This window comes from Paenibacillus sp. J22R56 (genome assembly GCF_056269375.1).
Genome location: NZ_JBWDNV010000002.1, coordinates 823,242 through 848,998 on the forward strand (window position 1 = coordinate 823,242; position 25,757 = coordinate 848,998).

Below are 25,757 nucleotides of genomic sequence, written 5' to 3' on the forward strand. Positions count from 1 at the left end.
GCGTAGTCTTCGTCAAATAGTAGAGGACAGTAGTCATCGTTTGGAAGGAATTAGTAATTGTTGATAGAATAAATACGAAGACGATCAGGTAATAAATTTGTATACATAAGGAGATAAAACTATGGAAAATAACAAATTACTAAGAATGGACAATGTTGGCATCGTTGTAGAATCCCTTGATAACGCAATCGCGTTCTTTGAGGAGATTGGCTTGAAGCTCGAAGGTCGAGCTACTGTTGAAGGTGAGTGGGCTGGTCGTGTAACCGGGCTGGGTTCACAGTGTGTAGAGATTGCTATGATGGTTACTCCAGATGGCCACAGCCGAATTGAACTTTCGCGATTTCTCACGCCACCAACTATCTCAGATCACCGAACTGCACCTGTCAATGCCCTCGGTTATCTACGTGTCATGTTCACTGTTGAAAACATTGACGAAATGGTATCCAGACTCACTAAGATTGGTGCTCAGCTCGTTGGCGAAGTGGTTCAGTACGAGAACTCGTATCGGCTCTGCTACATTCGTGGAAATGAAGGAATTCTAGTCGGTTTGGCGGAACAACTCGGTAATAAATAAGTGACGTTTAAAAGAAGATATAACTTAACCAGACAACTGCTGACAATACATCGGCAGTTGTCTTTAATTGAACTATTAGCAAACCAGCACGATGTTTTAGAATGAGCAAAAAGAAGAAAATAAGAATTAAAAAGCAACCGCCAAAGACGTTAATAACTCTTGCCGCTCTAATCTTGCCACCTCATCATCATGTAAAGCTGCTCGACGCTTTAGGAGTTCATATGTCTCGCTCCACTCGTCAGGATATCTTGTCCATTGAATTCGCTTATTCAGCTCTCCAAGACTATGCTCTACTCTATTTCTAAACTGTTTCCATACCATCTTAGCTTTGTAATAGTCACCGTTATTACGATCAGCATTCACTAAGTCAAAACAGAGTTTGTCTTTTTTGGAAATCTCCATACTTATTTCATCCACTTTAAAAAGAATTTCTTTTTTGAGTTTAGCGTCATTTTCTATAGTTGCGATCATTTCGGCCATAATAGCAATTATTTTGTGAGTATTGGGAGCTGAACGATTAGTACTTTCAGCGAGTTGGGTAGTCATAGATTTTCCCTCCTAGTAACGGGTTTAGTTTTTATTATGTGCTGTTACCATTCCGGTTTTATATAATACTGTTCGTAAGAGGGGGCTTTTTTTAGTCACTAAGCGTTGTACTGCTTAATTAACGGGAAATTAACTGGAGGGATAGTAGTTTGAGAAAGATTGCAACAATACTTCTTTTTGTATTAACTATGACGAGCTGTGGTTTGTTTGAATCTGAACATGAAACTCCTATTGAGATGGTGGCATTTGGTGCTCTCTCTGATGAAGAATCGAAATTAATAGTAGCAAGCCCTAAAGATTCTAATGTAAAGATAGTATCCGTGAATGATGAAATAAAATCTGTCATTGATAAAAACTATAATAAAGAAGAAGTCTACGCAGTTACTTTTAATCACACTGAAACTAGTTCTTCGGGGAACCTTATCGTTTTTATTGCTTTGGACAAAAAAACAGTTGTTGGTAAAAGTAAAGAAAGACTAATTAATAAATAATTATTGTTAAGCTATCGTAAGAAAGTTAGTGCCATACACGTAGCAGCTGCTCCCTGTTTTTATTAAGCGAAGGGTAGAATAGTTAAACTAAAACTCTTCCCTAAATTTGGAATTAAATTTGATATAATCTAATGGGAACTAGTTTTTATGGCTGTCCGCTTTTCAACTAAGAAGCAAGTCAGAATAGTCATTTATAAATCAAATTTGAATTATACCAAGGAGACAAGAGAGCTCGAGCAAGCAAACGAAGAAAATGGAGGGGAATATGAATATAGAACTTGAAACACTGCTTTATGTTTTAGGCCAACGGTTCAAGACGAATATCATCTCCGCTGACTACCAAACTTTGTCGCTCCAAGGCGGAACTGTGGGAAATGTGCAATTGATAACGGGAATTGCCGAAACCAAGGATGGCGAAAAGTTACCGTACCGTTTAGTGCTGAAAATCCAGAAAAAATGGGAGCGTTACGGCGATCCGGGTTCATGGCGTCGGGAATATGATCTCTATTTGTCTGACTTGGGAGCGACATTCACGGAAGCTTTACGCTGGCCGTCATGTTATCATGCCGAAATGAATGCTGAAGAAAACGAATACCAGTTGTGGCTGGAATATATCGATGGCGTAACCGGTTTAGACTTGACCGGTGACATGTATGAACAGGCGGCGCTTGAGTTAGGACGCTTTCAAGGCAAGCTGTATACGGAGCAGCCCGCTGTGCTGAAGAGCCAGGCTAACCTGAGCCGTGCAGATTTCATGAAAAATACGTATATGCATTACCGGTCTTGGCCGGTCGTCTACGACTATATACGCTCAGAGGAGTGCGAATTCCCACAGCATGTGCGGGAAATGCTCGTCGACATCGATGAACAAGCAGAAGAGATATTCGCCCGCATCGAAAAATTGCCCCTTGTGCTATGTCACCGGGACTTTTGGGTAGCTAACCTAATCTATGTTGACGGGAAAGTTGCACTCATCGACTGGGATACCAGCGGATGGGGCTACCTGGGTGAGGATCTCGCAAGCCTGATTGCGGATGAAGCGGATATCGATCATATGGTCGAACACTTCCAGAGATGCGTCCCCGCGTATTACAAAGGCTTTTCGGAGTATGTGGATGTATCCCGTATCACCGATCATTGTGTCTGGGAGATAATCCTTCTCGTATTCGGATACAGGTTTGTAGAGTGGTATCTCCATACAGAAGCTAATGACGAGAAGACAAAGTGTATCCAAACTCTTCAAAAAATATATGAAATGAAGACCAACCCTGGTTGGTCACATCATGTAACTTAGCCTGGACTAACGGAAGAAATACGTAATTTAAAACAAGAAACAGGCAGCAGATCAAGAATCCGCTGCCTGTTTCTTGTTGAAGTAAAGGGTAGGACCTTTTAGAACCCATAAATGGAATTTGTGGTAAAATCTTCTGTAAGAGAGTTTTTTTGTTTCAATACAAGGGTTCATATTAAACTAACCTGAGATCGGCGGCTTTAAAGATTAAAAAGGTGTAATTGTAGGGAGATTAGCTAATTATGAGGAGAGTCTATTTCATTTTACTTATTATGGTTATTTTATTTTTGTCGGCTTGTCAATCATCAGAACAATTAAAGCCGATAAAAGAAGAAACAATCGAGTTCGACATAAACACAGCAATTGAAATGGTTGAGAAGAAAGAAAAAATGATTATTGATTTAGCGTTGTGGGAAAAGGTGTCAAAACTGGAGTATAAGGAATTAGAGAAGTCTTTTACCGAAGAGTTTGGAGCACATGCTAAGGATATTCTATCTATGTTATTTATCAATAATATGGATTCCGATCCCGAATCAGATAGGTATGTACAACATAACATATTATACCCAACTGTCTTTCATAAAGGAATAACTATAACAGATGCAGTCATTTATAAGAGCTATTTCGAAAATGAGTTTTTTAATCAAACTAGTTTAACCATTAAGGAAGAATATGTTGGTGACAATGAGAAGTTAAAGAATTGGAAAAGAGAATACATTTTTACTCCAAACAAAAACGGAGAGTGGGAATTAAATGGATTCTCTGGAGTGCTGAATTTTTCAGGAGAAGATTATAATATGAATTATTTAGAGTTGGACTTGGAATCGCGTTATAAATAGACGGCGGAATTGACGGTAATTCAACAATAGTTGAGAAAGCATTTATGTATTATCGGACGACACTGGACCACATAGTGCAAAAATGAGAGACCTTTTAAGAGTTCATTGAACTTTTGAGAGGTCTCTCATTTTTTTTGTTGTAGTCGTATTAATTTCGCAAACTGTTCGGCGTAAGATTTAAATGTCTAGATTGTGGAAGGGATGCTTCAATCCAATTCTTGATCTAAAGCAGCATTCACTAAACGACGAACTTCATCAGTTGATTTGGTTTCCATTAATTGAATTCTTAGTTCGTTTGCGCCTCTAAATCCACGAACATAGATTTTGAAAAAGCGAAGAAGCGGTTTAAATGAACGTGGCAGGATTTCTGAATATTTATCGTGAAGATCCAACTGTAAAAGAAGTAAATGGAGAAAATCCTTCGCACTATGTTCTTTAGGTTCTTTTTCAAAAGCAAATGGATTGGTGAAGATACCGCGGCCTATCATGACTCCATCAACGCCGTATTGCTCCACTAATTTCAATCCTGTTGAGCGGTCAGGAATATCTCCATTAATCGTTAATAGCGTATTTGGAGCAATTTCATCGCGTAATTTTTTTATTTCAGGGATTAGTTCCCAATGCGCATCTACTTTGCTCATTTCTTTTTTTGTACGAAGATGGATGGAAAGATTTGCGATATCTTGTTTCAATATATGGGTTAACCAACCGCGCCACTCATCAACCTCAGAGTAACCCAATCTTGTTTTAACACTAACTGGTAATCCACCTGCTTTGGCTGCTTGAATAATTTCTGCAGCAACTTCAGGATGTTGTATTAATCCAGCACCTTTTCCATTGGATGCGACGTTTTGTACAGGGCATCCCATATTTAAATCGATACCACGAAAACCAAGCTTTTTCATATCAACACTCATCTGCTCAAACAATGCTGGCTTATTGCCCCAAAGATGAGCTACGATCGGTTGCTCATCTTCTGTGAACGTTAACCGACCACGAGTGCTTTCTATTCCTACAGGGTTACAATAACTATCTGTACTTGTGAATTCTGTGAAAAATACGTCGGGTTTTGCAGCTGTACTAACGACGTGACGAAATACAACATCTGTGACATCTTCCATTGGAGCTAATATAAAAAATGGCTTCGGCAAATCAAGCCAAAAATTTTCGTTACTCATATAATCTCCTTCTTTTGCAGCATTTAAAATGATTAGGCTATTGTAAAGTCCTTTACCCATCATACATAGTATCATTTTTTTTCGTTTAATGCACAAAATAAACTGTGTGAGCGTGCATATGAAGTGAAGAGAATGTTTAAAATCATGTATATAAAAGAAAGAAAAATATCAAAAATGATTGTTTTTAACCATATTCTTAATCGTCTAATTTGAATAAAAAAACAACGAAGATAGTTACGGGAATGGTTTTGGCCAGATGAAGAGATTATGAAATAAATTCGAAGATGAACTCTTCTGTAGAATTGAATCCATTGTTACCTCTGTGATAAACACTGCTAGAGAGGCAGGATAGTTTAATCTCGTTGAAGGAATTGGTTGTCAAGAGTGACGGAGAATCGGGTGGCAAGGACATATATAATGAAAGTCGCATAAACTGCGGCTTATTTATTTTATGTATAGAAGTTCTTGTCGTGAGCTCAAGACAAGAACTTCTATACAATCCCGAGAACCAAAAAAAACACACGAGTTATTAAGCGAACGGGCAGTTTAGAGCAAAAAATTATTTTTTGCAACGTATATATCTTGATTCCATAATTAGGTAGTTGACGTCATTACAATTAGAACTCATAAGGAGTGGTTATTTTGAAAGGGAAGTTTTATGAAATTGTTGGTGTAATATTTGTTATCTTCTCGGGTATTTTTTATACTGCAGAGCGTTTTGCAAATTGGATTTCCAGTGGATTATCCGCACAAGGAGTAGCAACTTTCTCTGGTAATGGAAGTTTGAGTAGCCCCTGGGTAGGTCTAAAAGAAAATGTTTTCGTTATGCCCTTTCTCGTAATTGGGATTATTATATTTTTATATGGACTCTTCAAAAATTATATTAAGCAGGGACATTGAGCGCTAACTGGAGACTATAGTTCAATCAATAAAGCTGCAGTAGATCTGAGGCTCAGCTGCAGCTTTTGTTGAAGTAAAGGGCAGGATTGTGTAATGATTTCGCAATTATTCATGGAGATATCTATAGGAGGGCGTCCAAGTAAATCGATCTAAACTCTGAATTGAATGATTTATTTTTCAATAAAATCAAAGTAATTTCCTTTTGCTACATTCGATAAAACGCCGAGTCCCTAGAGATTAAAAGGGATTTGGCGTTTTTTAACTGTGAAGATTAGGACCTGGTGCTTCTGCTTTGGCATGTCCAATTTGGCGATTCTTGATGTTATGCTTAGTCCCTAAGTACATGCTGTGATTAGCCGTCTGGTAGGCTAGTATAGCCTAGAGTATCGAGGGATCGTCCATACCTAGGATGGTCCTGTTAAATGCGCAGCCGATCATCTTTTTCTCGACATGAGCAGCTTCATCATAAGCAGCAGCGGAGCTGCGAATTTGCGGCGCGTTTTTTTAAAATCGTCATCATGTTTGACATACATCCCTGAACGGATCGCCCGGTTGAGTTCGGCTTGGCGTATTTTGTACAGCAGCTCGGTAGTATGGTAATTATGGTACGGCATAAGAACATCCCCTTTATTCGAGTCTTTGTTTACCTACGTTCCGTGATGTACGAATCAACCATTTCTCAAGTGTGCCGTGGAGTATGGTTCCCCCTCTACTTGCTTGCTCTGAGATGACTTTCTACATCCATAGTAAGCGAGTTATAATGATAAGAATAATATATGTTTTTCTTTGACTTATATATTTAATATATGTGTTCTGAAAAAGGGGATTTTAACGCTGAACTTACATGCCGATAAATCACAAGCCTATAACTACTACGAGGAAGAAGAAGTTAAAAGTAAAGAGATATTTTATTACACTGACTAAGCAAAAAGATTATGAAAATTAAATATATGTTATTAAGCTAAATGAGGAACGATAACTGAAAAATGAAACCAAAGCAGCCGGCCAGAAGATCGGCTGCTTAGCGTAACTAAAAGGCAGATTCATACAGTAATGATAAAGCTAAATTTTACAATAAAAGGAGAATAAACAAGCAAGCAAATGATTAAACCTATTCAAATCGAGCTTGACTATAGCGCAAAAATGGTGCTGGACGTGCAAATTCCATCCTACTTAGTTGAAGCAGAGCTCATTGGGTCGCATGACCTGCCGCCACTTAAAGACACGGTGGATTCCTTGCAGCAATGCGATGAAACGTTCTATGGCTACTTTGACGACAACACGATGCAGCTGCTTGGCGCGATTTCCTATAAAATTGAAGACGCAGTCCTGGATATTCACCGCCTCATCGTCCATCCCGACAGTTTCAGACGCGGAATCGCAAACGCTTTGCTCACACACATTCAAACGCTTGAAACCGATTGCACTAAAATCATCGTTTCAACCGGATCGGCAAATGTTCCTGCGAAACAGCTTTACTCGAAACATCATTTCCATGCAATCGGCGATATCGAAGTAGCTCCCAATCTTTCCATCACTTCATTCGAAAGAATGATCGTGCGTTAATCTACATTAGCGTCACTGCTCGAAATGGAACATTCACAGTGTCCAGTTAGTTTTGTAGAAAGCTAACGAAGAACGTTAGTTGAGAACAACAAAATGGCAGCTGATCCAAATGATCAGTTGCCATTTTTATTGAAGTAAAGGGCAGTTTAACGCAATAAAATGAAGGATATTCATCTACATTTTGTGGAATAATTATCCATAAACGATAAGAAGGGGGAGGTTGAGATGTCTACAAATGTTTCCAGGGTTCTGGGGGCTTTGACCATACTAATGGGCATGCTTTACTTTCCATTCGTTATAGAGAAACTGTGGTACATTGAGTCTGCACATCGAGGACTGCTGTGGTGTGGAATTCAGTTGTTAATTGGCGTAATTTTATTCGATAAAAGGTGTACTCGATTTCGATATCCTATTTTGCTTTTTAATTTATTTTACCAGTTAATTTGGAGCCTCTTAATCATAAATCAGTTAATAGTAATCTCGTCTAATTATATTCAATACTATTCTTATCTTCTTCATGTTTTCTTATTTTTGGGTTCAGGATGGTCGTGCTGGAAGTTAAAAAAAGAATTATCTCCATTACATTAACGAGGAACTATAGCTCAATACAATGACGGCTGCTGACTTAATAGTTAGTTGCCGTTTTTATTGAAGTAACGGGCAGTATAACGCAATAAATGGAAATTCATGACGTCTAAATATTAGAAATTAATTTCGAATGAACTTTCACTAGATTCAGAACTTTATTAAAGGAGCATTTTATTAAAGGAGCATTATGTATTGAATAAAAAATTACTAATCACATTATTCATTGTTAGTCTTTTTCTTAACTTTTTAGCTGGTTTTAGTATCTATAAGCTAGATAAAAAGAAAGATGAAATGACAAAAAACTTTTATGAAAGATCTACTGACTTTGTTGGTAATTTAAAGGCGGCAGTTGCTTCGCTTGAATTAGTGAAAAAGGATAGAGATATGGAAGATAATATATCTTCGATACTAACTACGTATTCAAACCTAGTGGCATCATCAAGATCAAGCGTCTTTTTTGATTTAAGTGTTCAAGAGAAATATGGATTAAATAGTCACTTCTCTACAACTATCGGTATTTATGAACAAGAGATGCATGATATTTATATTAAGGCATTAGATAATAAGCTTACTATTGGAGACTGGGAACAAACTAAAAATATCGAAGTCGAAAGGAATCAACTATGAACGCTATAGAAGCTATAGTTCAGAATTTAAATGAGATTCGACGCAGAAGCATGATTATTTGGGGAAGTATTCCGCATGAGTTTTTGGACTGGAGACCGGATTCGGAAGCAATGAGCATAAAAGAGATGATCCGCCATGTCCTGGATAGTGAACATTATTACCATCTTGCCTTGTTGAATGAGGGAAGTCTAACCGCTTATGAATCCCCTTATGAGGCTCGTACTTTTACAACGCTCCAAGAGGAACTAAACTTTTCAGAAACCTATCGGAATGAATTTATGGATACAGTAAAATCCTATACACAAGAGGATTTAACAAGAATCCAAATTGATAGAAAAGACGTAGGTTACATTCGATCATTAGGCGACATGCTTTTGAGAATTGCTTATCATGAAGCAGTCCATTCAGGTCAACTTTTAGATTATTTAAGATTAGCCGGATTAAAGCGGCCAAAGGTATGGGATTGAAGTTTAAGAAAGATAGATTGAGCTAACTGGGAACTATAGTTCACTCAATAAAGCTGCAGTAGATCTGAGGATCAGCTGCAGCTTTTGTTGAGCTAAGGGCAGGATAGTTCCAATAAGTGGTAGTGCTGAAATACAATCTGGTGGTGTTTTATGGACGATTTGTTCAAGATAATTCACGATCCAAATAAAGATATTTATCAGAAACTTGATGATCAAATTGATGCTTTTTGGCAGTGGTCTAAGACAATAAAGCATGAATTCGAGTGGGAAACAACATATCACAACTGGGAACTACTAAATACGATATTCGATATTTTAATCGACACCACAACTTATTATCATTGGGATCAAAGAACAATAAATAATTTGTTATATATTATCGGGAGGGACAATGAGTGTGAATTCCTGGTTCATAAATTGACCGATACCCCGGAAAGTTTACTGTTTCTTGGAAAGCAGGGAGTATCATACCCTGATGCTGAAACCAAATGGCAGCTGGCACATTACCTTTCGAACATCGCATTGATATTGCCGGAAGCAGAAGAGATTATTGTTAAGTATTATGAAGACTCAGACGAGTATGTAAAAAGAAGAGCACTTTTGGCACTAGGTATTATTGATTCAAGTTATGCAGAACAATTTGCACTTGAATCTTGGAAGACAGGAATGAAGTATCGAAAACTTGCTGCATTAGAAGTTTTGAAACGGATTAACTCCTCACATTACTCAATTTTATCAGTAAGTATGGATGAACAAAATTGAGCTAACGGGAAACGAAAGTTCCATCAATACAGCGGCAGCCGATCGAGGATCAGCTGCCGCTTTTATTAAAGTAACGGGCAGTATAACGCAATATAAAAAGCTTGGCGCTTGAATCCAAGCTTAATTCAACGGTAATAATTCAATAAATGAGGTAGCAGTTTAAAGTCTTTTTGAGGATGCATTTTATTGTCTTTACTTCTCCATTAACGTTAACTTTGAATATAATATCGTCTTCTCCAAGGGGAAGCGAGCTGCTGCGCCGTGCGGATATGAGGCTGTCGTTTGGCCGCATGACGCTGCCGTAACAGCTGATGCGGCTGGTGCTGGTGGAGGCAGATTTATCGCGCGTTGCGGATCAATCGGGGGGAACCCTACCATAAGTAACGGCGAAATTTTATTATCACGATAATCCAAGGGGTGTAATTAGTGATGTAACGAAGTGTAAAGGTGACAATTAATTCTTTACCGATCATTCACAATATGTTATATTGATGGCGGGAGGGAACAGAATGGCGAGAAGCAAGGAGTTTGAAGAGAACGCGGTATTGGATAAAGCGATGAGACTCTTCTGGGAACAGGGTTACGAGAAGACGTCCATGACCGATCTGGTCGAGCATATGGGAATCCATCGCAGAAGCTTGTATGACACATTTGGCGATAAACATCAGCTGTTTCTGAAAGCCATGGATCGGTTTGGCGATAAAATCAACGCTGTGCTTGCAGGTGCAGTTAAACGCTCCAAGTCTGCAGCGGAAGCTCTTCAGTTTATTTTTGACTTCATGATTGATGGAGAAGAAGACTCGCCTTCCGGATGCTTAATGGTGAATTCAGCTGTAGAATTGGCAGCGCGCGATGCCGTAGTTGATACCAAGACTACTGAAGCGTTCAATACATTAGAGAAGCTGCTCGAGGAAATTATTCATTGGGGACAGCGGGACGGTGAATTCACCTCTAATAGCAATGCCGGGGAACTGGCGGAATATCTGCATAATGTATGTGTGGGGTTAAGGGCAATGGCAAGAACCTCAGTTGCCAAAGAAAAACTTCACCGCATAGCCATTACATCGATTAAACTTATAGAAGGATAATGGTTTTTTTTCTTTAAATTAGAACGATTGTTCCCGAACTCGCGAGTCTCCTCTTTGCCTAAAGCTTTTCTTCCCATCGTAATAATTACTTGCACTTTTTTTAGAATGATCGTTCTTAAATGTGAACCCGAAACAAATAACAAGAAGCTGAGCCAGCAAGGAATAGAACTGCTGCATTCAAAAAAAAGATGAAGATAAGGAAGGATGGATAAACAATGTCAAACCAAAAGATGATGAGAGCGATCGGATATTACGAACCGGGGGAAGGAGTACCGCCGTTTCAGGAGGTTGAAGTGGAGAGACCGAAAGCGTCAGGAAGGGATTTGCTCGTAGCAGTGAAGGCAGTATCCGTCAATCCGTCGGATTGGCGGTCACACAAGGACAAAAAACCGGACGATTCGTCGCTTACGATAGCCGGTCGGGATGTAGCCGGCGTGGTAGTCGAGGCAGGACCGGATTGCAATATATTCAAAGTCGGTGACGAAGTTTATTATTCTGGATCCATCATTCGCCCGGGCGGATTCAGCGAGTTTCACCTGGTCGACGAACGGATTGTCGGCAAAAAGCCTAAGAGCCTCGATTTCGCGCAGGCAGCGGCTTTACCGTTAACAACCATTACAGCGTGGGAAGCTTATTATGAACGATTGGGTATTTCCAAAAATCCATCGGATAATGAGGGCAAAAGTATCTTGATCATCGGGGCTGCGGGGGGCGTCGGATCGATCGCGACTCAACTGGCCAAGCTTGCCGGTCTAACGGTCATCGCTACGGCCTCGCGTCCTGAATCGATCAAATGGACGAAAGAACATGGTGCCGATCATGTTATCGATCATCATCTACCGCTTGAACCTCAACTAAAGGAGCTTGGCCTGGTCGGCGTTCCGTATATTTTTGTTTTGAATAATCCGGATCAGCATTTGAATGAGATGAAGAAGGTGATTTTGCCGCAGGGGAAAATCTGCTCGATTTTGCCATTCGAACAGCCGGCTGAACTTGGTGAATTGTTTATAAAAAGCGTGACGTTTGCTTGGGAATTGATGTACACTCGTTCGGCATTTCAGACGGACGATATGATTGAACAGCACCGACTGCTTAATGAAGTGTCCAATCTTGTGGATGCAGGGAAAGTACGTACAACGATGAAAGAGCTTATCAAACCAATTAATTCCGAAAACCTGAAGGAAGCATTTCACAAGAGCCTGTCAGGCAGCACAATCGGTAAAATCGTATTAGAAGGATTTGAATAAAAGCGCTGGGCAGACAGCAACTGGCATCATCGATCGTTCAAGGGAACTGTTTTAAACCTATAAGATGGAGGCCACATGATGAGAGCAATGGTAATTGAAAAATACGGGAAATATCCGCTTCAGTTAGCGGATATTCCAAAGCCCGCAGTAGACGATCACGAGGTGCTGGTGGAAATCCATGCGACTAGCGTGAACCCCCTCGATCTTCTTGTGCGGGATGGTAAATTACGTGTCCTGCTGAAATACGATATGCCCCATGTATTAGGATATGATTTTTCGGGCGTTGTCATTCAAGCGGGACGGAAGGTTACCAGATTCAAGGTCGGGGATGAAGTATTCGGCCGACCAAGCAAGGGCGGAGCCTTCGCTGAATTTATCTCCGTGAATGAAGACGATATCGCCATAAAGCCTCGCAACCTTACCTTTGAGGAAGCGGCATCCATTCCATTGGTCGGGCTTACCTCTTATCAAGTATTGCATGAAAAATTGAAACTAAAGGCCGGGCAGAAGGTATTGATCCAAGCTGGTTCAGGCGGAGTCGGTACTTTTGCTATCCAACTTGCCAAAGTGATGGGACTTTATGTCGCAACAACGACAAGTGAAGCTGGAGCCCAATTGGTCGAGTCGCTTGGAGCCGATCGAATCATCAATTACAAAACAGAACAATTCGATACATTGTTACAAGGGTATGATGCCGTTTTTGATACCAAAGGCGGAGAGACTCTAGAGAAGGCCTTTAAAATTGTCAAAGAGCAAGGCCAAATCGTATCCGTCGTAGGGCCGCCCAATGCGCGCTTCGGAAAAGAGGAGAGAGTTGGCTTCGTCAAAACAAATGTACTTCGGTTGGTTGCCCGGAAGATTACCAAGTTAGAGAAAAAATATAAGGTCAAGTACAGCTTCCTGTTTATGAAACCAAGCGGCAGACAACTGGAGATCCTTTCTGAATGGATTGAATCCGAGAAAATAAAGCCTGTTATTGATCGAGTATTTCCTTTTGAAGACACTCAAAAAGCAATGGAGTACTCCGAATCTGGCAGAGCAAAAGGGAAGATAATCGTAAAGATAAAGTGATCGCATAACAAAACAGACAATAAAAGGAGCATATAAAAATGATTATTTCTGAACAAGTTGCATTTGTCACCGGTGCGAACCGGGGTTTGGGCCGTCATCTTGCCCTTGAACTTCTATCCAGAGGGGCTAAGGTGTATGCTGGTGCAAGAAATCCGGAGTCCGTTAACATTCCAGGTGTGATACCTGTAAAGCTTGATATTACTAACCCGCAAGAGGTAGCTGAAGCTGCTATGGTCGCTAAGGACGTTACGCTTCTGATCAACAATGCAGGCACTTCTACAGGCGCTTCTTTGCTTGACGGCGATCTCGACAAAATACAATTGGAATTTAATACCCACTTCTTTGGCACACTATCCATGATTCGTGCGTTCGCGCCTATTCTCACCAATAATGGGGGAGGATCAATCCTGAATATTCTTTCTGCATTATCATGGTTCAGTATAGGGGGTAATGAAGGTGCTTATACGGCTGCAAAGGCAGCAGAGTGGGCACTGACGAACGAGTTGCGCTTAAAGTTGTATCCTCAAAATGTGAGAGTAGTTGGCTTGCATGTGGGCTTTATGGACACAGACATGACGGCCGGCGTTGAAGCTCCGAAGGCCGACCCTGCCGAAATTGCAAAACTGGCTATTGATGGAATAGAGGCCAACAGCTTTGAGATTCTTGCCGATGAACTGAGCCGCAAGCTCCAAAGTGCTCTCGCTGGTGGTGTAGCTGCGGTATACCCACAGCTTACATGAGCCTAACTGTACTAATATCTTCTCTGGCGGTGGAAGGTTTCTAAACACATTTGATGCCCGTGTTCCTGTTGGGACACGGGCTTATTTGTGACAACCATAGAAGGCACCCAAAAAGGTGTCCCTGAAAATTCGCCGTTAGAGTGATACGGTGAACCGTATCATAAATAAGGGCAAGTTTTTTTGTGAAACGGAAGAAACCGTACAAACGAATTTAAATGGTACTGGAAAAGGTTGAGTGACTACCAACAGAGGAGGAAATGCTTTTGTACAACCATTTAGAACTGATGAACATTCAAGCGGAAGTTCTTTACGTTCATGATCGTGCTTCGTTCGGCAGTCCAGGAGGCTTTCCGCTGGGATCGATCGATCGTAGTTGAACAGTACATTGCAGGAGACGAACTTACGTTTTAAAAGATCATTTTCTGGCGCTTTTATGTCATTTGGGATTTGAACTTGCCGTTACAAGCAGCGCAACTGAACTGTATCATGGCTAGATCATTAAGCTAAACATTCCTGTAGAGCCTAAGAAATGGGCTTTGTAAAAAAAGGAGCGCCTCGTTATGATGGGTTTGTCGACAACACATCAAGGAGGCGCTCTTACTATGAAGTTTAAGCAATCAGATGCTCAAAATCAACGCATTCAACAAATTACCACCTCGCATCTTGTCATAGGAATCGACATGGCCAAAGAAACGCATGTGGCACAAGCTACGAACTTCCGAGGAATCGTGGTTTCCAAACGACATCTCTCATTCTCAAATAGCATTGAAGGCTTTGAAAAATTGAACCGTTGGATGACAGAGTTACTGCAAAAACAACGATTAAAGAGGCTCATAATCGGTATGGAGCCAACCGGTCATTACTGGTTTAACCTAGCCAACTGGTTATCAGATAAGGGGTTACACGTGGTTATGGTGAATCCAGCCACAACAAAGAGAAACAAAGAAAACCGAGATAATAGCCCATCAAAGAATGACCCTAAAGATGCTCTTACTATCGCAGACTCAGTTAGCCGGGGCTTCTATTACGAGTACACACGTCAATCATTATTGTTCCAACGGCTGAAGACAATAATGAGTGATCGGGAATTCTGGGTGACTAATAGCGTACGGCTGCAGAACCGGATTGTACGTTGGCTGGACATTCGGTTTCCCGAATATCCTTCCGTATTCAAAGACTGGACTTGTAAGCGATCATTGGCAACTCTCAAAACCTTTCCATGCCCACAGGATCTCGAGAACTATAGAGTAGCGGATGTCATTGACGCCTGGAGAGTGCATATGCAGCGAGCTGGTGGCTCAACAGGGATCGAGAAGGCTGCACAACTTATCGCACGAGCAAAATGTAGTGTCGGAGAACAAGCCGCTGCAGAGGAAGCAAAAGCAGATTTAAGACGGCTCATTGAAGAATTTGAGCGTGTAACTACGATGCTTGAACAGATTGAAATGGACATCGAAGTACTGCTTTCAGAGATTCCTATGGCGCAGCAACTTCGTACCATAAAGGGACTTGGGAAGATCTTCACTGCGGCTATTTTAGCTGGTACTGGGGACCTGAGGCAATATGCGCATGGACGTCAGGTAATGCGTAAGGCTGGTCTGAATCTGGCTGAAAGTTCATCTGGCAGGCGTAAAGGTAAAATTGTTCTTTCAAAGCGAGGAGACTCTGCCTTGCGAAAATATCTCTATCTCGCAACTGTTCAACTCGTTTGGAATAACCCTATTTTCCGCCATCTGCATGAGCATAATATACAAGAAAAGAAGATGAAAAAGCAGCAATCCATATTTAAGCTCATAGGGAAGTTGGCAAGAATTCTAGTCGGTATTGTTCAACGAGGAGAAAAGTTCATGCCAGAGAAAACCGTCTTGACCTGGTCAGAAGCAGCTTAAATTAAGAAGTAATCACGTATATTGACTCATTCGCGGGATTTCACAAAGAAAGCACGGAGGACCGAGTTCGTTCTCCATAAGGGCTACGACCCATCCGCTAAACGCTATCGGTCTCCACACCTTGGACAGGTATAACGAAGGAATGTAAGGGCATTGACCCGTTGAGTTGTGGGAGGGTGAACCTCCAAGGATCGTGTGGGGTATGCGTGCAGTAGAAACAGTCTGGGGAATATTTCCTGAGTCTTCCTCTATTTCCGCATGCCCAGCCAACCACCTCATACGGCATCAACTGCGTTGTCTCCTGAGATGGACATGATCCAAGGTGACGAAATCCTGCGAATGAGTGAGTATATGTGAGATAAACCTTTAAAAACGAGGGACGGATAACGCTAGTTGAATATATCAGTTTAAAATCTTCTATCTGAAGCAAACTAGAAATAAATGCTTCATTAGGAGGTTTTGTTAATGATTATAAGCGAGCTCTGGCGTCACTATGAATCTGATAAACGAATCCAAGGGTTTAGTCCTAACACACTAAAGGCATACGCCTTACAGCTTAAAATGCTGGTTAGAGACCTTGGGGATTTAGATATTTCTGAAATAACTTTAACTCTATTAAAACAATACCTTGCCAAGCAGTCTGAGCGATTAAAACCAAGCAGCCTTGGTCACCGCATCCGTTTTGTACGTTCTATATTCCGCTTTGCCTATGAAGAAACATATATCCTATCTAACCCTTCATTAAAACTTCGTGAACCAAAAATGGTCAAACGAATTCCAAAATTTTTAATGGAGGAAGATGTTATTCACCTAAAGATCTCCTGTCAGTCACTAAGGGAAAGAGCATTGCTTGAGTTTTTATATAGCTCAGGCTGCCGAATTGGAGAAGTTGAGAAGATAAACATTGAGGATCTGAACTGGGAAAACTGTTCAGCCATTGTAAACGGCAAAGGATCAAAACAAAGAGAGGTTTACTTCACAACAGAGTGTAAGGTATGGTTAAAGAAGTATCTAGACAGTCGATCAGACTCATGTAAGGCTTTATTTGTAACGGATACACATCCTATAAAAAGAATGGCTATCCCAACGCTTAGGTGGGTATTAGGCCTATGTTCGGTTGCCGTTTCTCAACTAAAGGGCAGTTAAGTTGAAGAAGTTTTGGGGAATATACTTAAAACATAACGTTCTCGCGAACGGCTTTCGCGATTTGACGAGAAGAGTAAATTCGCTGTGTATACGCGTAAATAATAATGACTTTGGTGAGCATTTTGGGATGGTAGCTGTCTCGTCCTCCGCCGGGATAAGCATCACTGAAAATCCGGTCGTCCAAGCGGTTGACCGCTCCATTGACAACACGAACAAGATGATGTGGAGGGATGTCGTCCTCCATGCCCATTGGCATGAAGTTGGTCCATGGTATATTGAATGTACAAAGAAACCTCTCCTTTGTTGTATGGTTGGGTGGTACCTCCATTTTACCAAGGAAAGGTTTCTTTTTATTTTACAAAATGAAGAAGGGGCTTTCTTGAGTCATCTATGACTTTTGGGACAGCCACATGCAGAGATTATTACCGGATATTTCTCTTTCGATGACAACGTTTTTTTCGTAGGCGGTTTTTACAATTCCGAAACTTCTTCTTTCTTTTCATTTTGCGGTTTACGATTATTGGCCCTGCTGGTCCCTCAGGTCCTGACGGCCCTTGTGGACCGGGTCCCCCTTGTGGTCCCTGTGGCCCTCGTGGTCCAGGTGCCCCTTGCGGACCAGGCAGTCCTTGTGGTCCCTGTGGTCCGGGTTCCCCTTGCGGACCAGGCAGCCCTTGTGGTCCCTGTGGTCCGGGTTCCCCTTGCGGACCAGGCGGACCCGGTATAACAACTTCCCCTATTTTTGCTACAAACGCATCTTCATCGCCGTTATAGGAGGTATCGAAAGCACCAGGGGTGGTTGGAAAATTAATGGAATTGGTGAACCCTGTCACATAGGCATTTCCGAATGCATCCACCGCGATGTCTATACCTGCATCAATCCCGCTTCCCCCGAGATAAGAGGAAAATAGTAAGTCCGAGCCCGTTAAACTAATGCGAGTCACAAACGCATCCACAGCGCCGTCCAAGGTGGTATCGAAAGCTCCGGGGGTGGTGGGAAAATCGCTTGATTGGGTGGAACCTGTCACATAGGCGTTGCCAAATGGATCCACCGCGATACTTTCACCCAGATCAAAACTACTTCCCCCAAGATAGGTGGAATATACGAGCCCCGTCCCGGTCAGATTCAGTTTCGTCACAAACGCATCCTCAGTGCCGCCCAAGGTGGTATCGAAAGCTCCGGGGGTGGTGGGAAAATCGCTTGATTGGGTGGAACCTGTCACATAGGCGTTACCGGATGCATCCACCGCGATGCCTTGAGCTAGATCACCGCCGCTCCCCCCAAGATAGGTGGAGTAGACGAGGGCCGTCCCGGTCAGATTGAGTTTCGTTACAAACGCATCGACAAAACCGCTCATGGTGGTATCGAAAGCTCCGGGGGTTGTAGGAAAATCGCTTGAAAAAGTGAATCCTGTCACATAGGCGTTACCGGATGCATCCACCGCAATGCTTCGACCTTGTTCAAGCCCGGTCCCCCCGAGATAGGTGGAATAGACGAGGGCCGTCCCGGTCGGATTCAGTTTCGTCACGAAAACATCGTCAACACCGTTAAAGGTAGTATCGAAAGCTCCGGCGGTGACGGGAAAATTGGTGGAATTGGTGGTTCCTGTCACATAGGCGTTACCGGATGCATCCACCGCGATGCTTTGACCCTGGTCACCTGCATCACCTAGGCCTCCCCCGAGATAGGTGGAATAGATGAGCGCCGTCCCGGTCGGATTCAGTTTGGTCACAAACGCATCGCCGCCACCGTTGTAAGTGGTTTGGAAAGCTCCGGGTGTGACGGGAAAATCAGTGGAGAAGGTGACTCCTATCACATAGGCGTTACCGGATGCATCCACTGTGATGCCGAAACCTTGATCCAACGAGTTCCCCCCGAGATAGGTGGAATAGACGAGCGCCGTCCCCGTCGGATTCAATTTCGTTACAAACGCATCCTGAACGAAGTCCAAGGTGGTATCGAAAGCTCCGGGGGTTGTGGGAAAATCGGTGGAAAAGGTGGATCCGGTCATATAGGCGTTACCGGATGCATCAACCGCGATGCTTTGACCTCGATCATTCCCGCTTCCCCCGAGATAGGTGGAGTAGAGGAGAATCGGATCAATCACCAAGGAAAGCCTGGAATCAAACTCCTCCGTCATCTCAAATCCGATGGTCTTGCTTCCGTCCGCTTCCGATCGGATCACAAAACGGCAGCCTACCGGCTTTCGCAAGTGATCCACATCTTGATACGCGAACGGTTTGAGGTCCGTGAAGGTTCCGAAAGGCGTTTCTATTAACAAATTCCCTACATCATCCAGACGGAGGTCATTTGCACCCTCACAAACGAGCCCGATATCGGCCACACGGCCACCTGGCTGCAGGATCACATCATATTTGAGCTTCCCTTCATGCCCTTGAAACACGACATCAATGCCAGGCCATACCTGCCGGTACGCGACTTCCCGGAACAGCGGAAGATTCGTGTAATGCTGTTGTGGATCGCTGCCGCACAAGTAGTTGATATTCCCGGTTTCCGGTGCGGATCCTTCCGCTGTCACGCCAGAACTGGCATTGATAAACCGCCAGGCCAGGGTGACGCCCCTCATTCGCCGTTCTTTTCCTTGCTCTGTATGATCCGGCAAGAACCTATCGGTCCCGGCTTTGCGAAACGATGATGGGAGAGAATCGATTTCATAAAAGGTCATTCTTACTTGATCTGGAGTAAAGACGCATCGAAAGCCTTTGCCTTGTGCATAGAACGAAATCCGGTCATCCTCTTGCCCGAGATTGGGAACGAACGCAAGTGGAAGCTTCCCGTACGCTTCCAATACGCACTGATTTTTCTCTTCCTTGAGCTGCAAAGGTATTCTCCTTTCGAACAATTGTTACATATCGATGTACCCTATGTATCCTATGTATCTCGTGTATTTGAAGGGTAGTTAGGTACCCAGATCTTGTCTGGATAGATACCCATTTTCCAAAAAAACAGGCGATGGCTTACGGACGAGCATTGAGGTAGAACGAACCAAAATCGAGGTTCTTGCATATATAAATTAAAGGCCGCCCTATATAGTCATTGACTAATAGGACAGCCTCTTTCTTGCGGAAATCGGATAACCGGGCGGAAAAAGCAATTGGGGACTATTTCCTGATAGTCCTCTATTTCCGCATGCCCAGCCCGCCACCTCAACTGGGTTCATCTGTCCTCTATCCTAAGATTGATCTAATCTAAGGTGTTGAAATCCTGCGAATGAGTGAGTATATGTGAGATAAATCCTTAAAACCGAGGGACGGGAGACGATAGTTGAATAGTCAAACCGATGAAGTTGCCGGCGCACGATAGGCAACTTTGTTACGTTATTGGCAGCAGCTTACGGAGAAACTTCCCAGTCACTGCGTATATATTTTTATCGATTACAGGGTTAATAATGGCAGTCGGTTCTAATTAATTTAAAAGCGAGTGGATGTCGATGGAAAGAGGGTTATTAAGCAATGAAACCTAATAGGCAGAATATGTATTGGTTTTTAGCCGGTGTAGGTAGTAGCACAATTATCCTGTTCATGCAGGAGGGCTTCACAAGGCTCACTTAGGTGCTGCTCTGTTGGCTGCTGTGCTAGTGATATTGGGAAGTGGTAGTTTTAGAATAGCCATTAAGGATAAGTTTAACCCTTTACAATTCAGCTTTGGATTGCTTTTAATGTTTGTTGGATTCACTATTGTTGGAAAAATAATATAGTATGGACATACCTATAGATTAAAAGTATCCGCTCTCCGGGGACATGCTGAATGAGCTGGCCTCATACGCTACTTATATTAACTGTAAGCTCGAGCAGCTGGACTTGAAGGCGGTCGCCGACATCCATAAACGCGGCAGGAAGGTCATGGCGTGGACGGTGCGGACCGAGAAGGAAATGAAGAAAGCGAAGAGGCTTGGGGTAGACGGAATTATTACCGATTATCCGGCTTGAATGGAACGCGAGACGGGACTGACCCGAAGTCTGGCCAGACTCGGGCTGCGGCCCGTTTGCTTGCACAAGAACATATATACATAAAAAAGTCGCATAAACTGCGGCTTTTTATTTTGATTTCTCTTAGCCTTTCTTTGGATATTAACGTTTCTTCCCATGCAGTGAGCAGCCGGGTCAATAAAGACCGGCTGCTGACGTTTCTCAACTGCGGGCAGAGGGTGATTTGGGTATAGACTATAGAGCTGTATGAGTAGATGCAGTGAGAGACGAGTAAGTGATTGTAGCGGTAGTTGCAGCGGAAAGAATAATATTACTGACAAAAATGCGTAAGGTGTAAACATGCATCCCAGGTGTTAGTGAAGCAGCAAAATACGTAATCGGAATAGTGCGATCGATGGAAAATAGCCCAAGTGGAGTTACTGCAAGTAGATCAGAACTCAGTACCGATGCCACAGGAACACCATCTTGAAGTAAGGTTACACTGTATAAAGGATTCAAAGCAACAGCGAGCACTGCTGAGAAACCAAGGGTTACAGATATCAAACCGTCAACAATGACTTGGTTAGCAGAGGCAGTAACAGGGACAGCAATTGTAGCGGCTATGGCAGTTCCTGTAGTTGGAATTGGAGTAGGCGCTGTAGGCACTGTTCCTTGAACGCCAGTAGCAGCAGAGCCCGGCCCAGCAGGTCCGGTAGGCCCAGTAGGCCCGGTAGGCCCGGTGAGACCTGTTAGACCGGTTAGTCCGGTATGACCAGTTTCACTCAAAATAAACATCTCCTTTCATAATTTATCTATTATACTATTCTAGAATTAATAAATTGATTGGATTTTTTATATCAGTGCATTTCACCATTTTGAGGTCATTACGAAGGAACGTAAGTTGAAAATAGTAAAGTAGTCTGTCGGCTGCTATCAAGGTTGAAGGTAAATGGGACATCAATAGAAAAGAGATATAGTTGGTTGTTCAACTAACGGGAGACTATAGTTCAATTAATAAGGCTGCAACAGATCGGAGGATCTGTTGCAGCCTTTGTTGAAGTAAAGGGGATTATAGTTTGGAAGCCTAAACCATGTTAGAATGTCGGTGACATTAAATTGCAGAGGAGTAAAACTATGCTGGAGCTAGTAAAGAACGTGCTCGAAGACATGGATAAACAGCTTACTCGTATTATGAAGAGCTTGGATCACCTCGATGATGATTTGATTTGGAAAAAGCTGAAGGTTTCGACAAATAGTATCGGAAATCTTTGCTTACATTTAGCAGGAAACGAATATCAAAATTTTGTAAGTGCAATCGGTAACAAACCGTTCATTCGGGAACGCTCTCGACGAGAATTTGACTCCGAAGGGGGTATTACTAGAGATAAATTAAAGAATCTTCTTTTGAAAACACGATCCGAATCAACAAGTACATTATCGCTCCTATCGGAGGAGGATTTAAAAAGAGAAGTCATAGTCCGGTATACTCTAGAGGATTGGAATAAGATGCATCGAGTTAACGCGTCGGAAGGCGAAACTTACGATGTAAGAGTCGTTAGAATTCTGCTTATTCAGGTTGCTACTCACTATGGTTATCATGCGGGACAAATTGTGCTGCTCTCCAAATTACTGAAAGATATTAAAGAAAACATAACCGGACAATACCATTAATCATTTAACTATCGGGGAAATTTAGCATAATAAGACAGAGAAGCATCCGTTCACTATGAACGGATGCTGTTTGCATTATTAAAGGGCAAGACGCAACTTCCAATCAAAGGAAAAGTATATAGTTATATAGCGATGACTTTTACTTAGTTCTTTGTTTTGGAGGGAAGGGTATCCGCAAAGCGGGGAACGCGAATTCTGCTCTAGTGGTCAGCTTTTAATCAGATATCGATCGGAGAGCGGATTTTTTTCTACGACAACAATTGGTCAAATTGAGGTGATGGCATGCAAATAGACTGGCATTATTCCTGGAATGTAGCAGATGCTGCTGCAGGATTACTAAGTTGGCTCGTTGTGCTTGGTCTGGTTATCCGCCAACGCAAAAAGCAAGTGACTAGGCGCCCAATCTGGAAGATACTTCTCGTGACACTTGCCGGCTTTTTTTCGTTTTCATTCAAAATTCCTTTATTCGGGCAAATCGTAAATATCGCCTTATTGCCGCTTGGTCTCTGGGCTGCGTATCTCTTTTTACGAAAGCGGTCCTGGACGGATTATCGTAAATTTGCTTGGATTGGCTTCACGGCAAACTACTTGTTCCTGGTGACAGCTCTGCTTGCTGGATTCATTCATGGTTCCTTATACGACCGCAATGACCCTTCCACTTACTTGGCCCATTTGGAGAAAGCGACGCTTGTTGACATTCATCCGTCAGCAAGGGAGGCAACCTTCGAGAAAGAGCTGTTCTCGAGCTCGTTGTCAGAGGTAAAGGCATCCGATATGTCGGGTACGCTGGACTGGTACCGTGAATCAAAATTAGAGGACGGCACTCAGTATCAGCAAGAACGTTTCCCTTATGCACTGCTCGGAGCAGAAGCTCGCTGGGGGAGCGGTCTATATGCCTCAGCTTACTTGGAAGCTGATGGAAAGGGGTTATTACTCGCTACAAAGGATCGGTATTACTACTACCGTTCAGAGAAGCTGATGTTGAGAATGGAGGTAAGAGAATGAGAGGAAGAAGACTGCTAATAGTCGTAATCCTAATAATTGCGGCTGCGGTGATCGTCTTCTTCCGTACTTATGACGGTAAGCCGGGACCGCTTCCGAGTGTGGACGAAATTATAGCGGAGTTAAACGAGTACGACTCTGAAGCCAACGCGGCAATCGTGCTCAACAATGTTAAGCTGACCGAACAACAAGTTTTTATCCCATTTGTTTCTAGTCAAGGTATTCACGGGATGGGATTCCTGAAATGGGAGAAGCGGAAGTGGAGCGTGGCAAGAGTTGATATGAGCGGCAGGCCCGAAGTAAGAGTCACCGATCATTCCAATCCATCCGGTCGTTATGTGGTGTGGAATAATAATCCTCTTGAGAAAGTGAAGGAATTCCGCTTCTACCTTATTCGGGATAGAAATGCCGGTATGTCGAATGGAGTATATTACTATGTACCGCGCGTGCAAATGGAAATGCTCGTCAATGTAACGGAGCATCCATACGGAGCAATGCCGTTTCCAGATGAATGGGCAGGCATTATGCGCGAGGATGATAAGCTGGGCAAGGCGCCTGCCGCCAATATCATGGATAATATATTCTCGCAGTCTTATTCTCAGCCATCCACGATATATGTTGGGTATCTTCCCGTCTACGTCAATGACGCATCTAAGCTCGGAAGCTCCTCCAAAAGCGGTGATGAGGATACGGAGTTTTTGATGATTATGAACGAGTCGGATTTGGAGAGGCCACAAAGTGATTGACTCACTAGATACTGCCAACTAAGCGAGTAAAACTATGTCTACAATCTACGTGTTTGAAGAGTGTATCATTGAGTTAACTGGGAACAATAGTTCAACACAAAAAACCGGCAGCAGAAGTAAAGGGCAAGTTAGTTCCAATATGTGGTACCATAAAGTTAGCTGTAATTTGTTTCGGGGGCTGGTAGTTAAAAAGAAGTTGTCCAAGGAGTATATGATTGATTTCTTAGCTATCAGAGAAATTGTTAATGAATTTGACCCAATGGGACTAATCAGGATGGGGGCTCCAGATGACGAGCATGATAGGCTGACTCAAAAAATCATTCGTAACTTATACGACCACAACATAGATAAAATAAAGGATTTACTCATTGATTGTTACGATGAGTATGGTTCCAGTGGTAGAGATATTAAAGAAGAGTATCAGGAGAGTTTTAACAGGAAAATTCAAACTACGTATAACCGAATTGAAGCTTGGTACCACAATAAAAATAAGACCCATTGACTTAAACTACCATGAAAGAACGTATTAACTTTGATGATCTGTGGTGCAGATAACAGATGCATGGATGGCTAACGGGGAACTATAGTTCAATTAATAAGGCTGCAACAGATCGGAGGATCTGTTGCAGCCTTTGTTGAAGTAAAGAGGGAGTTTAGCGTAACAAATTATGATTCAAAACGTCTATAAAGTAATTTCAAATAATTAGGGGCTATTAATACAGTGTATTGAGGTGATTCTGAAATAAAATAAAGAATATAGAGTCTTACATGAGGAGGCCAAGGATTGAAGAAATATATACTCCATATTGTAGCAAGTGCGGTGTGCATTATATTGCCTATTGGTTACGTGTTTGGTATTTGGGACGGCAGAATAACTGAGCCTTTATTACCACAATGGATATCAATTATTACATGTTTTCTAATTGGTATTGGAAATTTGCCCGTAGCGATTATCCGTTATAGAAAAAGCATTAAGTCGGAACAAATGGATAGTAAGGAAGAATAGTTAATTTACACTGCTTTTGGATTGTTTTTTGTTCTTATTTAATTATGCTTCTTAAGCTAAACAATCCTGTAGAGCTTAAGAAATAGGCTTTGTAAAAAAAGGAGCTCCTCGGTATGATGGGTTTGTCGAGAACACATCAGGGAGGAGCTCTTACTATGAAGTTTAAGGAAATAGATGCACAAAATCAACGGGTTGAACAAATTACTACCTCGCATCTCGTAATAGGGATCGATATGGCGAAAGAAATACCTGTCGCACAAGCTACAAATTTCCGCGGAATAGTGGTTTCGAAACGCCATCTCTCATTTTCCAATAGTATTGAAGGGTTTGAAAAACTGAGCCGCTGGATGAGTGAACTACAGCAGAAATATCGATTGAATAGGCTCATTATCGGC

The 25,757-nt window shown here is 42.3% G+C and carries 26 protein-coding genes and 3 pseudogenes; 23 read left to right on the top strand and 6 right to left on the bottom strand.

The annotated features are described in order from the left end of the window. The first annotated feature begins 121 nt into the window (after positions 1-121). The gene (locus AC0YNT_RS07805; RefSeq protein ID WP_475804048.1) at positions 122-574 is read left to right on the top strand and encodes a VOC family protein; all 453 of its coding nucleotides are present in this window, start codon (positions 122-124) and stop codon (positions 572-574) included. Positions 575-700: 126 nt separating this feature from the next. Here AC0YNT_RS07805 and AC0YNT_RS07810 read toward each other — a convergent pair whose 3' ends face one another. Then, positions 701-1,120, bottom strand: coding sequence for a hypothetical protein (locus AC0YNT_RS07810; RefSeq protein ID WP_475804049.1), 420 nt, complete (start codon positions 1,118-1,120; stop codon positions 701-703). A gap of 149 nt (positions 1,121-1,269) precedes the next feature. Between AC0YNT_RS07810 and AC0YNT_RS07815 the strand changes: the two genes are divergently transcribed. The 3 genes from AC0YNT_RS07815 to AC0YNT_RS07825 all read left to right on the top strand — a co-directional run bounded on the left by AC0YNT_RS07815 (position 1,270) and on the right by AC0YNT_RS07825 (position 3,741). Then, positions 1,270-1,611, top strand: a complete 342-nt coding sequence (locus AC0YNT_RS07815) for a hypothetical protein (RefSeq protein WP_475804050.1) — start codon at positions 1,270-1,272, stop codon at positions 1,609-1,611. Positions 1,612-1,876: 265 nt separating this feature from the next. Next, the gene (locus AC0YNT_RS07820) at positions 1,877-2,905 is read left to right on the top strand and encodes an aminoglycoside phosphotransferase family protein (protein WP_475804051.1); all 1,029 of its coding nucleotides are present in this window, start codon (positions 1,877-1,879) and stop codon (positions 2,903-2,905) included. 239 nt (positions 2,906-3,144) lie between these two features. Continuing rightward, entirely contained in the window at positions 3,145-3,741 is a 597-nt protein-coding gene (locus tag AC0YNT_RS07825; RefSeq protein ID WP_475804052.1) for an outer membrane protein assembly factor BamD, read from the top strand. 206 nt (positions 3,742-3,947) lie between these two features. Here the strand turns inward: AC0YNT_RS07825 and AC0YNT_RS07830 are convergent, their stop codons facing one another. Continuing rightward, entirely contained in the window at positions 3,948-4,919 is a 972-nt protein-coding gene (locus tag AC0YNT_RS07830) for a tRNA dihydrouridine synthase (protein WP_475804053.1), read from the bottom strand. A 642-nt stretch (positions 4,920-5,561) separates the two neighbouring features. Here AC0YNT_RS07830 and AC0YNT_RS07835 point away from each other — a divergent pair. Continuing rightward, entirely contained in the window at positions 5,562-5,819 is a 258-nt protein-coding gene (locus AC0YNT_RS07835; protein WP_475804054.1) for a hypothetical protein, read from the top strand. Positions 5,820-6,253: 434 nt separating this feature from the next. On the opposite strand, the gene AC0YNT_RS07840 is transcribed toward AC0YNT_RS07835, so the two are convergent. Continuing rightward, positions 6,254-6,433, bottom strand: a complete 180-nt coding sequence (locus tag AC0YNT_RS07840; RefSeq protein ID WP_475804055.1) for a hypothetical protein — start codon at positions 6,431-6,433, stop codon at positions 6,254-6,256. Positions 6,434-6,920: 487 nt separating this feature from the next. On the opposite strand from AC0YNT_RS07840, the gene AC0YNT_RS07845 reads away from it, so the two are divergent. From AC0YNT_RS07845 to AC0YNT_RS07895, 11 genes and pseudogenes are all read left to right on the top strand, one after another. Further along, entirely contained in the window at positions 6,921-7,385 is a 465-nt protein-coding gene (locus tag AC0YNT_RS07845; RefSeq protein ID WP_475804056.1) for a GNAT family N-acetyltransferase, read from the top strand. A gap of 780 nt (positions 7,386-8,165) precedes the next feature. After that, on the top strand, positions 8,166-8,600 hold the full coding sequence (locus AC0YNT_RS07850; protein WP_475804057.1) for a hypothetical protein: 435 nt from the start codon (positions 8,166-8,168) through the stop codon (positions 8,598-8,600). Beyond that, on the top strand, positions 8,597-9,067 hold the full coding sequence (locus tag AC0YNT_RS07855) for a DinB family protein (RefSeq protein ID WP_167278038.1): 471 nt from the start codon (positions 8,597-8,599) through the stop codon (positions 9,065-9,067). Before AC0YNT_RS07850 ends, AC0YNT_RS07855 begins: the two co-directional genes overlap by 4 nt. A gap of 150 nt (positions 9,068-9,217) precedes the next feature. After that, positions 9,218-9,829: a HEAT repeat domain-containing protein gene (locus AC0YNT_RS07860; protein WP_475804058.1), complete on the top strand. Its 612-nt coding sequence runs from the start codon at positions 9,218-9,220 to the stop codon at positions 9,827-9,829. Positions 9,830-10,080: 251 nt separating this feature from the next. Then, a pseudogene (locus tag AC0YNT_RS07865) lies at positions 10,081-10,213 on the top strand (23S rRNA (pseudouridine(1915)-N(3))-methyltransferase RlmH); the annotation flags it as partial. 125 nt (positions 10,214-10,338) lie between these two features. Further along, a complete protein-coding gene (locus AC0YNT_RS07870; protein ID WP_475804059.1) occupies positions 10,339-10,917 on the top strand; it encodes a TetR/AcrR family transcriptional regulator in 579 nt (192 codons plus the stop codon). A gap of 215 nt (positions 10,918-11,132) precedes the next feature. After that, positions 11,133-12,164, top strand: coding sequence for a zinc-binding alcohol dehydrogenase family protein (locus AC0YNT_RS07875; protein WP_475804060.1), 1,032 nt, complete (start codon positions 11,133-11,135; stop codon positions 12,162-12,164). Between the two features lie 78 nt (positions 12,165-12,242). Beyond that, entirely contained in the window at positions 12,243-13,235 is a 993-nt protein-coding gene (locus AC0YNT_RS07880) for an NADP-dependent oxidoreductase (protein ID WP_475804094.1), read from the top strand. Between the two features lie 38 nt (positions 13,236-13,273). Beyond that, complete coding sequence (locus AC0YNT_RS07885; RefSeq protein WP_475804061.1) at positions 13,274-13,975, top strand: SDR family oxidoreductase; 702 nt, start codon at positions 13,274-13,276, stop codon at positions 13,973-13,975. 602 nt (positions 13,976-14,577) lie between these two features. After that, on the top strand, positions 14,578-15,864 hold the full coding sequence (locus AC0YNT_RS07890; protein WP_475804062.1) for an IS110 family RNA-guided transposase: 1,287 nt from the start codon (positions 14,578-14,580) through the stop codon (positions 15,862-15,864). A 465-nt stretch (positions 15,865-16,329) separates the two neighbouring features. After that, positions 16,330-17,010 (top strand): tyrosine-type recombinase/integrase, encoded by a 681-nt coding sequence (locus AC0YNT_RS07895; protein ID WP_475804063.1) that lies wholly within the window; start codon positions 16,330-16,332, stop codon positions 17,008-17,010. 28 nt (positions 17,011-17,038) lie between these two features. Here AC0YNT_RS07895 and AC0YNT_RS07900 read toward each other — a convergent pair. Together AC0YNT_RS07900 and AC0YNT_RS07905 are read right to left on the bottom strand one after the other, a co-directional pair. Further along, a pseudogene (locus AC0YNT_RS07900) lies at positions 17,039-17,297 on the bottom strand (transposase); the annotation flags it as partial. A 135-nt stretch (positions 17,298-17,432) separates the two neighbouring features. Beyond that, the gene (locus AC0YNT_RS07905) at positions 17,433-19,850 is read right to left on the bottom strand and encodes an SBBP repeat-containing protein (protein WP_475804064.1); all 2,418 of its coding nucleotides are present in this window, start codon (positions 19,848-19,850) and stop codon (positions 17,433-17,435) included. Positions 19,851-20,769: 919 nt separating this feature from the next. On the opposite strand from AC0YNT_RS07905, the gene AC0YNT_RS07910 reads away from it, so the two are divergent. Beyond that, entirely contained in the window at positions 20,770-20,958 is a 189-nt protein-coding gene (locus AC0YNT_RS07910; RefSeq protein WP_475804065.1) for a glycerophosphodiester phosphodiesterase, read from the top strand. Between the two features lie 234 nt (positions 20,959-21,192). Here the strand turns inward: AC0YNT_RS07910 and AC0YNT_RS07915 are convergent, their stop codons facing one another. Further along, positions 21,193-21,723: a hypothetical protein gene (locus AC0YNT_RS07915; protein ID WP_475804066.1), complete on the bottom strand. Its 531-nt coding sequence runs from the start codon at positions 21,721-21,723 to the stop codon at positions 21,193-21,195. Positions 21,724-22,071: 348 nt separating this feature from the next. Here AC0YNT_RS07915 and AC0YNT_RS07920 point away from each other — a divergent pair, with 348 nt between their 5' ends. From AC0YNT_RS07920 to AC0YNT_RS07945, 6 genes and pseudogenes are all read left to right on the top strand, one after another. Beyond that, positions 22,072-22,608 (top strand): DinB family protein, encoded by a 537-nt coding sequence (locus AC0YNT_RS07920; protein ID WP_475804067.1) that lies wholly within the window; start codon positions 22,072-22,074, stop codon positions 22,606-22,608. 282 nt (positions 22,609-22,890) lie between these two features. Beyond that, a complete protein-coding gene (locus AC0YNT_RS07925; RefSeq protein ID WP_475804068.1) occupies positions 22,891-23,613 on the top strand; it encodes a hypothetical protein in 723 nt (240 codons plus the stop codon). Next, on the top strand, positions 23,610-24,356 hold the full coding sequence (locus AC0YNT_RS07930) for a hypothetical protein (protein ID WP_475804069.1): 747 nt from the start codon (positions 23,610-23,612) through the stop codon (positions 24,354-24,356). The genes AC0YNT_RS07925 and AC0YNT_RS07930 overlap by 4 nt, the downstream gene beginning before the upstream one ends. 34 nt (positions 24,357-24,390) lie before the next feature. Further along, positions 24,391-24,858: a hypothetical protein gene (locus AC0YNT_RS07935; protein ID WP_475804070.1), complete on the top strand. Its 468-nt coding sequence runs from the start codon at positions 24,391-24,393 to the stop codon at positions 24,856-24,858. A gap of 282 nt (positions 24,859-25,140) precedes the next feature. After that, positions 25,141-25,362: a hypothetical protein gene (locus AC0YNT_RS07940; protein WP_475804071.1), complete on the top strand. Its 222-nt coding sequence runs from the start codon at positions 25,141-25,143 to the stop codon at positions 25,360-25,362. A 155-nt stretch (positions 25,363-25,517) separates the two neighbouring features. Next, a pseudogene (locus tag AC0YNT_RS07945) lies at positions 25,518-25,757 on the top strand (IS110 family RNA-guided transposase); the annotation flags it as partial.

What these genes read in the sequence shown, in the direction of transcription:
- AC0YNT_RS07805 (WP_475804048.1), top strand. Translation starts at nt 122, where the DNA reads ATGGAAAATAACAAATTACTAAGAATGGACAATGTTGGCATCGTTGTA.
- AC0YNT_RS07810 (WP_475804049.1), bottom strand. Translation starts at nt 1,120, where the DNA reads ATGACTACCCAACTCGCTGAAAGTACTAATCGTTCAGCTCCCAATACT.
- AC0YNT_RS07820 (WP_475804051.1), top strand. Translation starts at nt 1,877, where the DNA reads ATGAATATAGAACTTGAAACACTGCTTTATGTTTTAGGCCAACGGTTC.
- AC0YNT_RS07825 (WP_475804052.1), top strand. Translation starts at nt 3,145, where the DNA reads ATGAGGAGAGTCTATTTCATTTTACTTATTATGGTTATTTTATTTTTG.
- AC0YNT_RS07830 (WP_475804053.1), bottom strand. Translation starts at nt 4,919, where the DNA reads ATGAGTAACGAAAATTTTTGGCTTGATTTGCCGAAGCCATTTTTTATA.
- AC0YNT_RS07840 (WP_475804055.1), bottom strand. Translation starts at nt 6,433, where the DNA reads ATGCCGTACCATAATTACCATACTACCGAGCTGCTGTACAAAATACGC.
- AC0YNT_RS07845 (WP_475804056.1), top strand. Translation starts at nt 6,921, where the DNA reads ATGATTAAACCTATTCAAATCGAGCTTGACTATAGCGCAAAAATGGTG.
- AC0YNT_RS07855 (WP_167278038.1), top strand. Translation starts at nt 8,597, where the DNA reads ATGAACGCTATAGAAGCTATAGTTCAGAATTTAAATGAGATTCGACGC.
- AC0YNT_RS07860 (WP_475804058.1), top strand. Translation starts at nt 9,218, where the DNA reads ATGGACGATTTGTTCAAGATAATTCACGATCCAAATAAAGATATTTAT.
- AC0YNT_RS07870 (WP_475804059.1), top strand. Translation starts at nt 10,339, where the DNA reads ATGGCGAGAAGCAAGGAGTTTGAAGAGAACGCGGTATTGGATAAAGCG.
- AC0YNT_RS07875 (WP_475804060.1), top strand. Translation starts at nt 11,133, where the DNA reads ATGTCAAACCAAAAGATGATGAGAGCGATCGGATATTACGAACCGGGG.
- AC0YNT_RS07880 (WP_475804094.1), top strand. Translation starts at nt 12,243, where the DNA reads ATGAGAGCAATGGTAATTGAAAAATACGGGAAATATCCGCTTCAGTTA.
- AC0YNT_RS07885 (WP_475804061.1), top strand. Translation starts at nt 13,274, where the DNA reads ATGATTATTTCTGAACAAGTTGCATTTGTCACCGGTGCGAACCGGGGT.
- AC0YNT_RS07890 (WP_475804062.1), top strand. Translation starts at nt 14,578, where the DNA reads ATGAAGTTTAAGCAATCAGATGCTCAAAATCAACGCATTCAACAAATT.
- AC0YNT_RS07895 (WP_475804063.1), top strand. Translation starts at nt 16,330, where the DNA reads ATGATTATAAGCGAGCTCTGGCGTCACTATGAATCTGATAAACGAATC.
- AC0YNT_RS07910 (WP_475804065.1), top strand. Translation starts at nt 20,770, where the DNA reads ATGCTGAATGAGCTGGCCTCATACGCTACTTATATTAACTGTAAGCTC.
- AC0YNT_RS07920 (WP_475804067.1), top strand. Translation starts at nt 22,072, where the DNA reads ATGCTGGAGCTAGTAAAGAACGTGCTCGAAGACATGGATAAACAGCTT.
- AC0YNT_RS07925 (WP_475804068.1), top strand. Translation starts at nt 22,891, where the DNA reads ATGCAAATAGACTGGCATTATTCCTGGAATGTAGCAGATGCTGCTGCA.
- AC0YNT_RS07930 (WP_475804069.1), top strand. Translation starts at nt 23,610, where the DNA reads ATGAGAGGAAGAAGACTGCTAATAGTCGTAATCCTAATAATTGCGGCT.
- AC0YNT_RS07935 (WP_475804070.1), top strand. Translation starts at nt 24,391, where the DNA reads ATGTCTACAATCTACGTGTTTGAAGAGTGTATCATTGAGTTAACTGGG.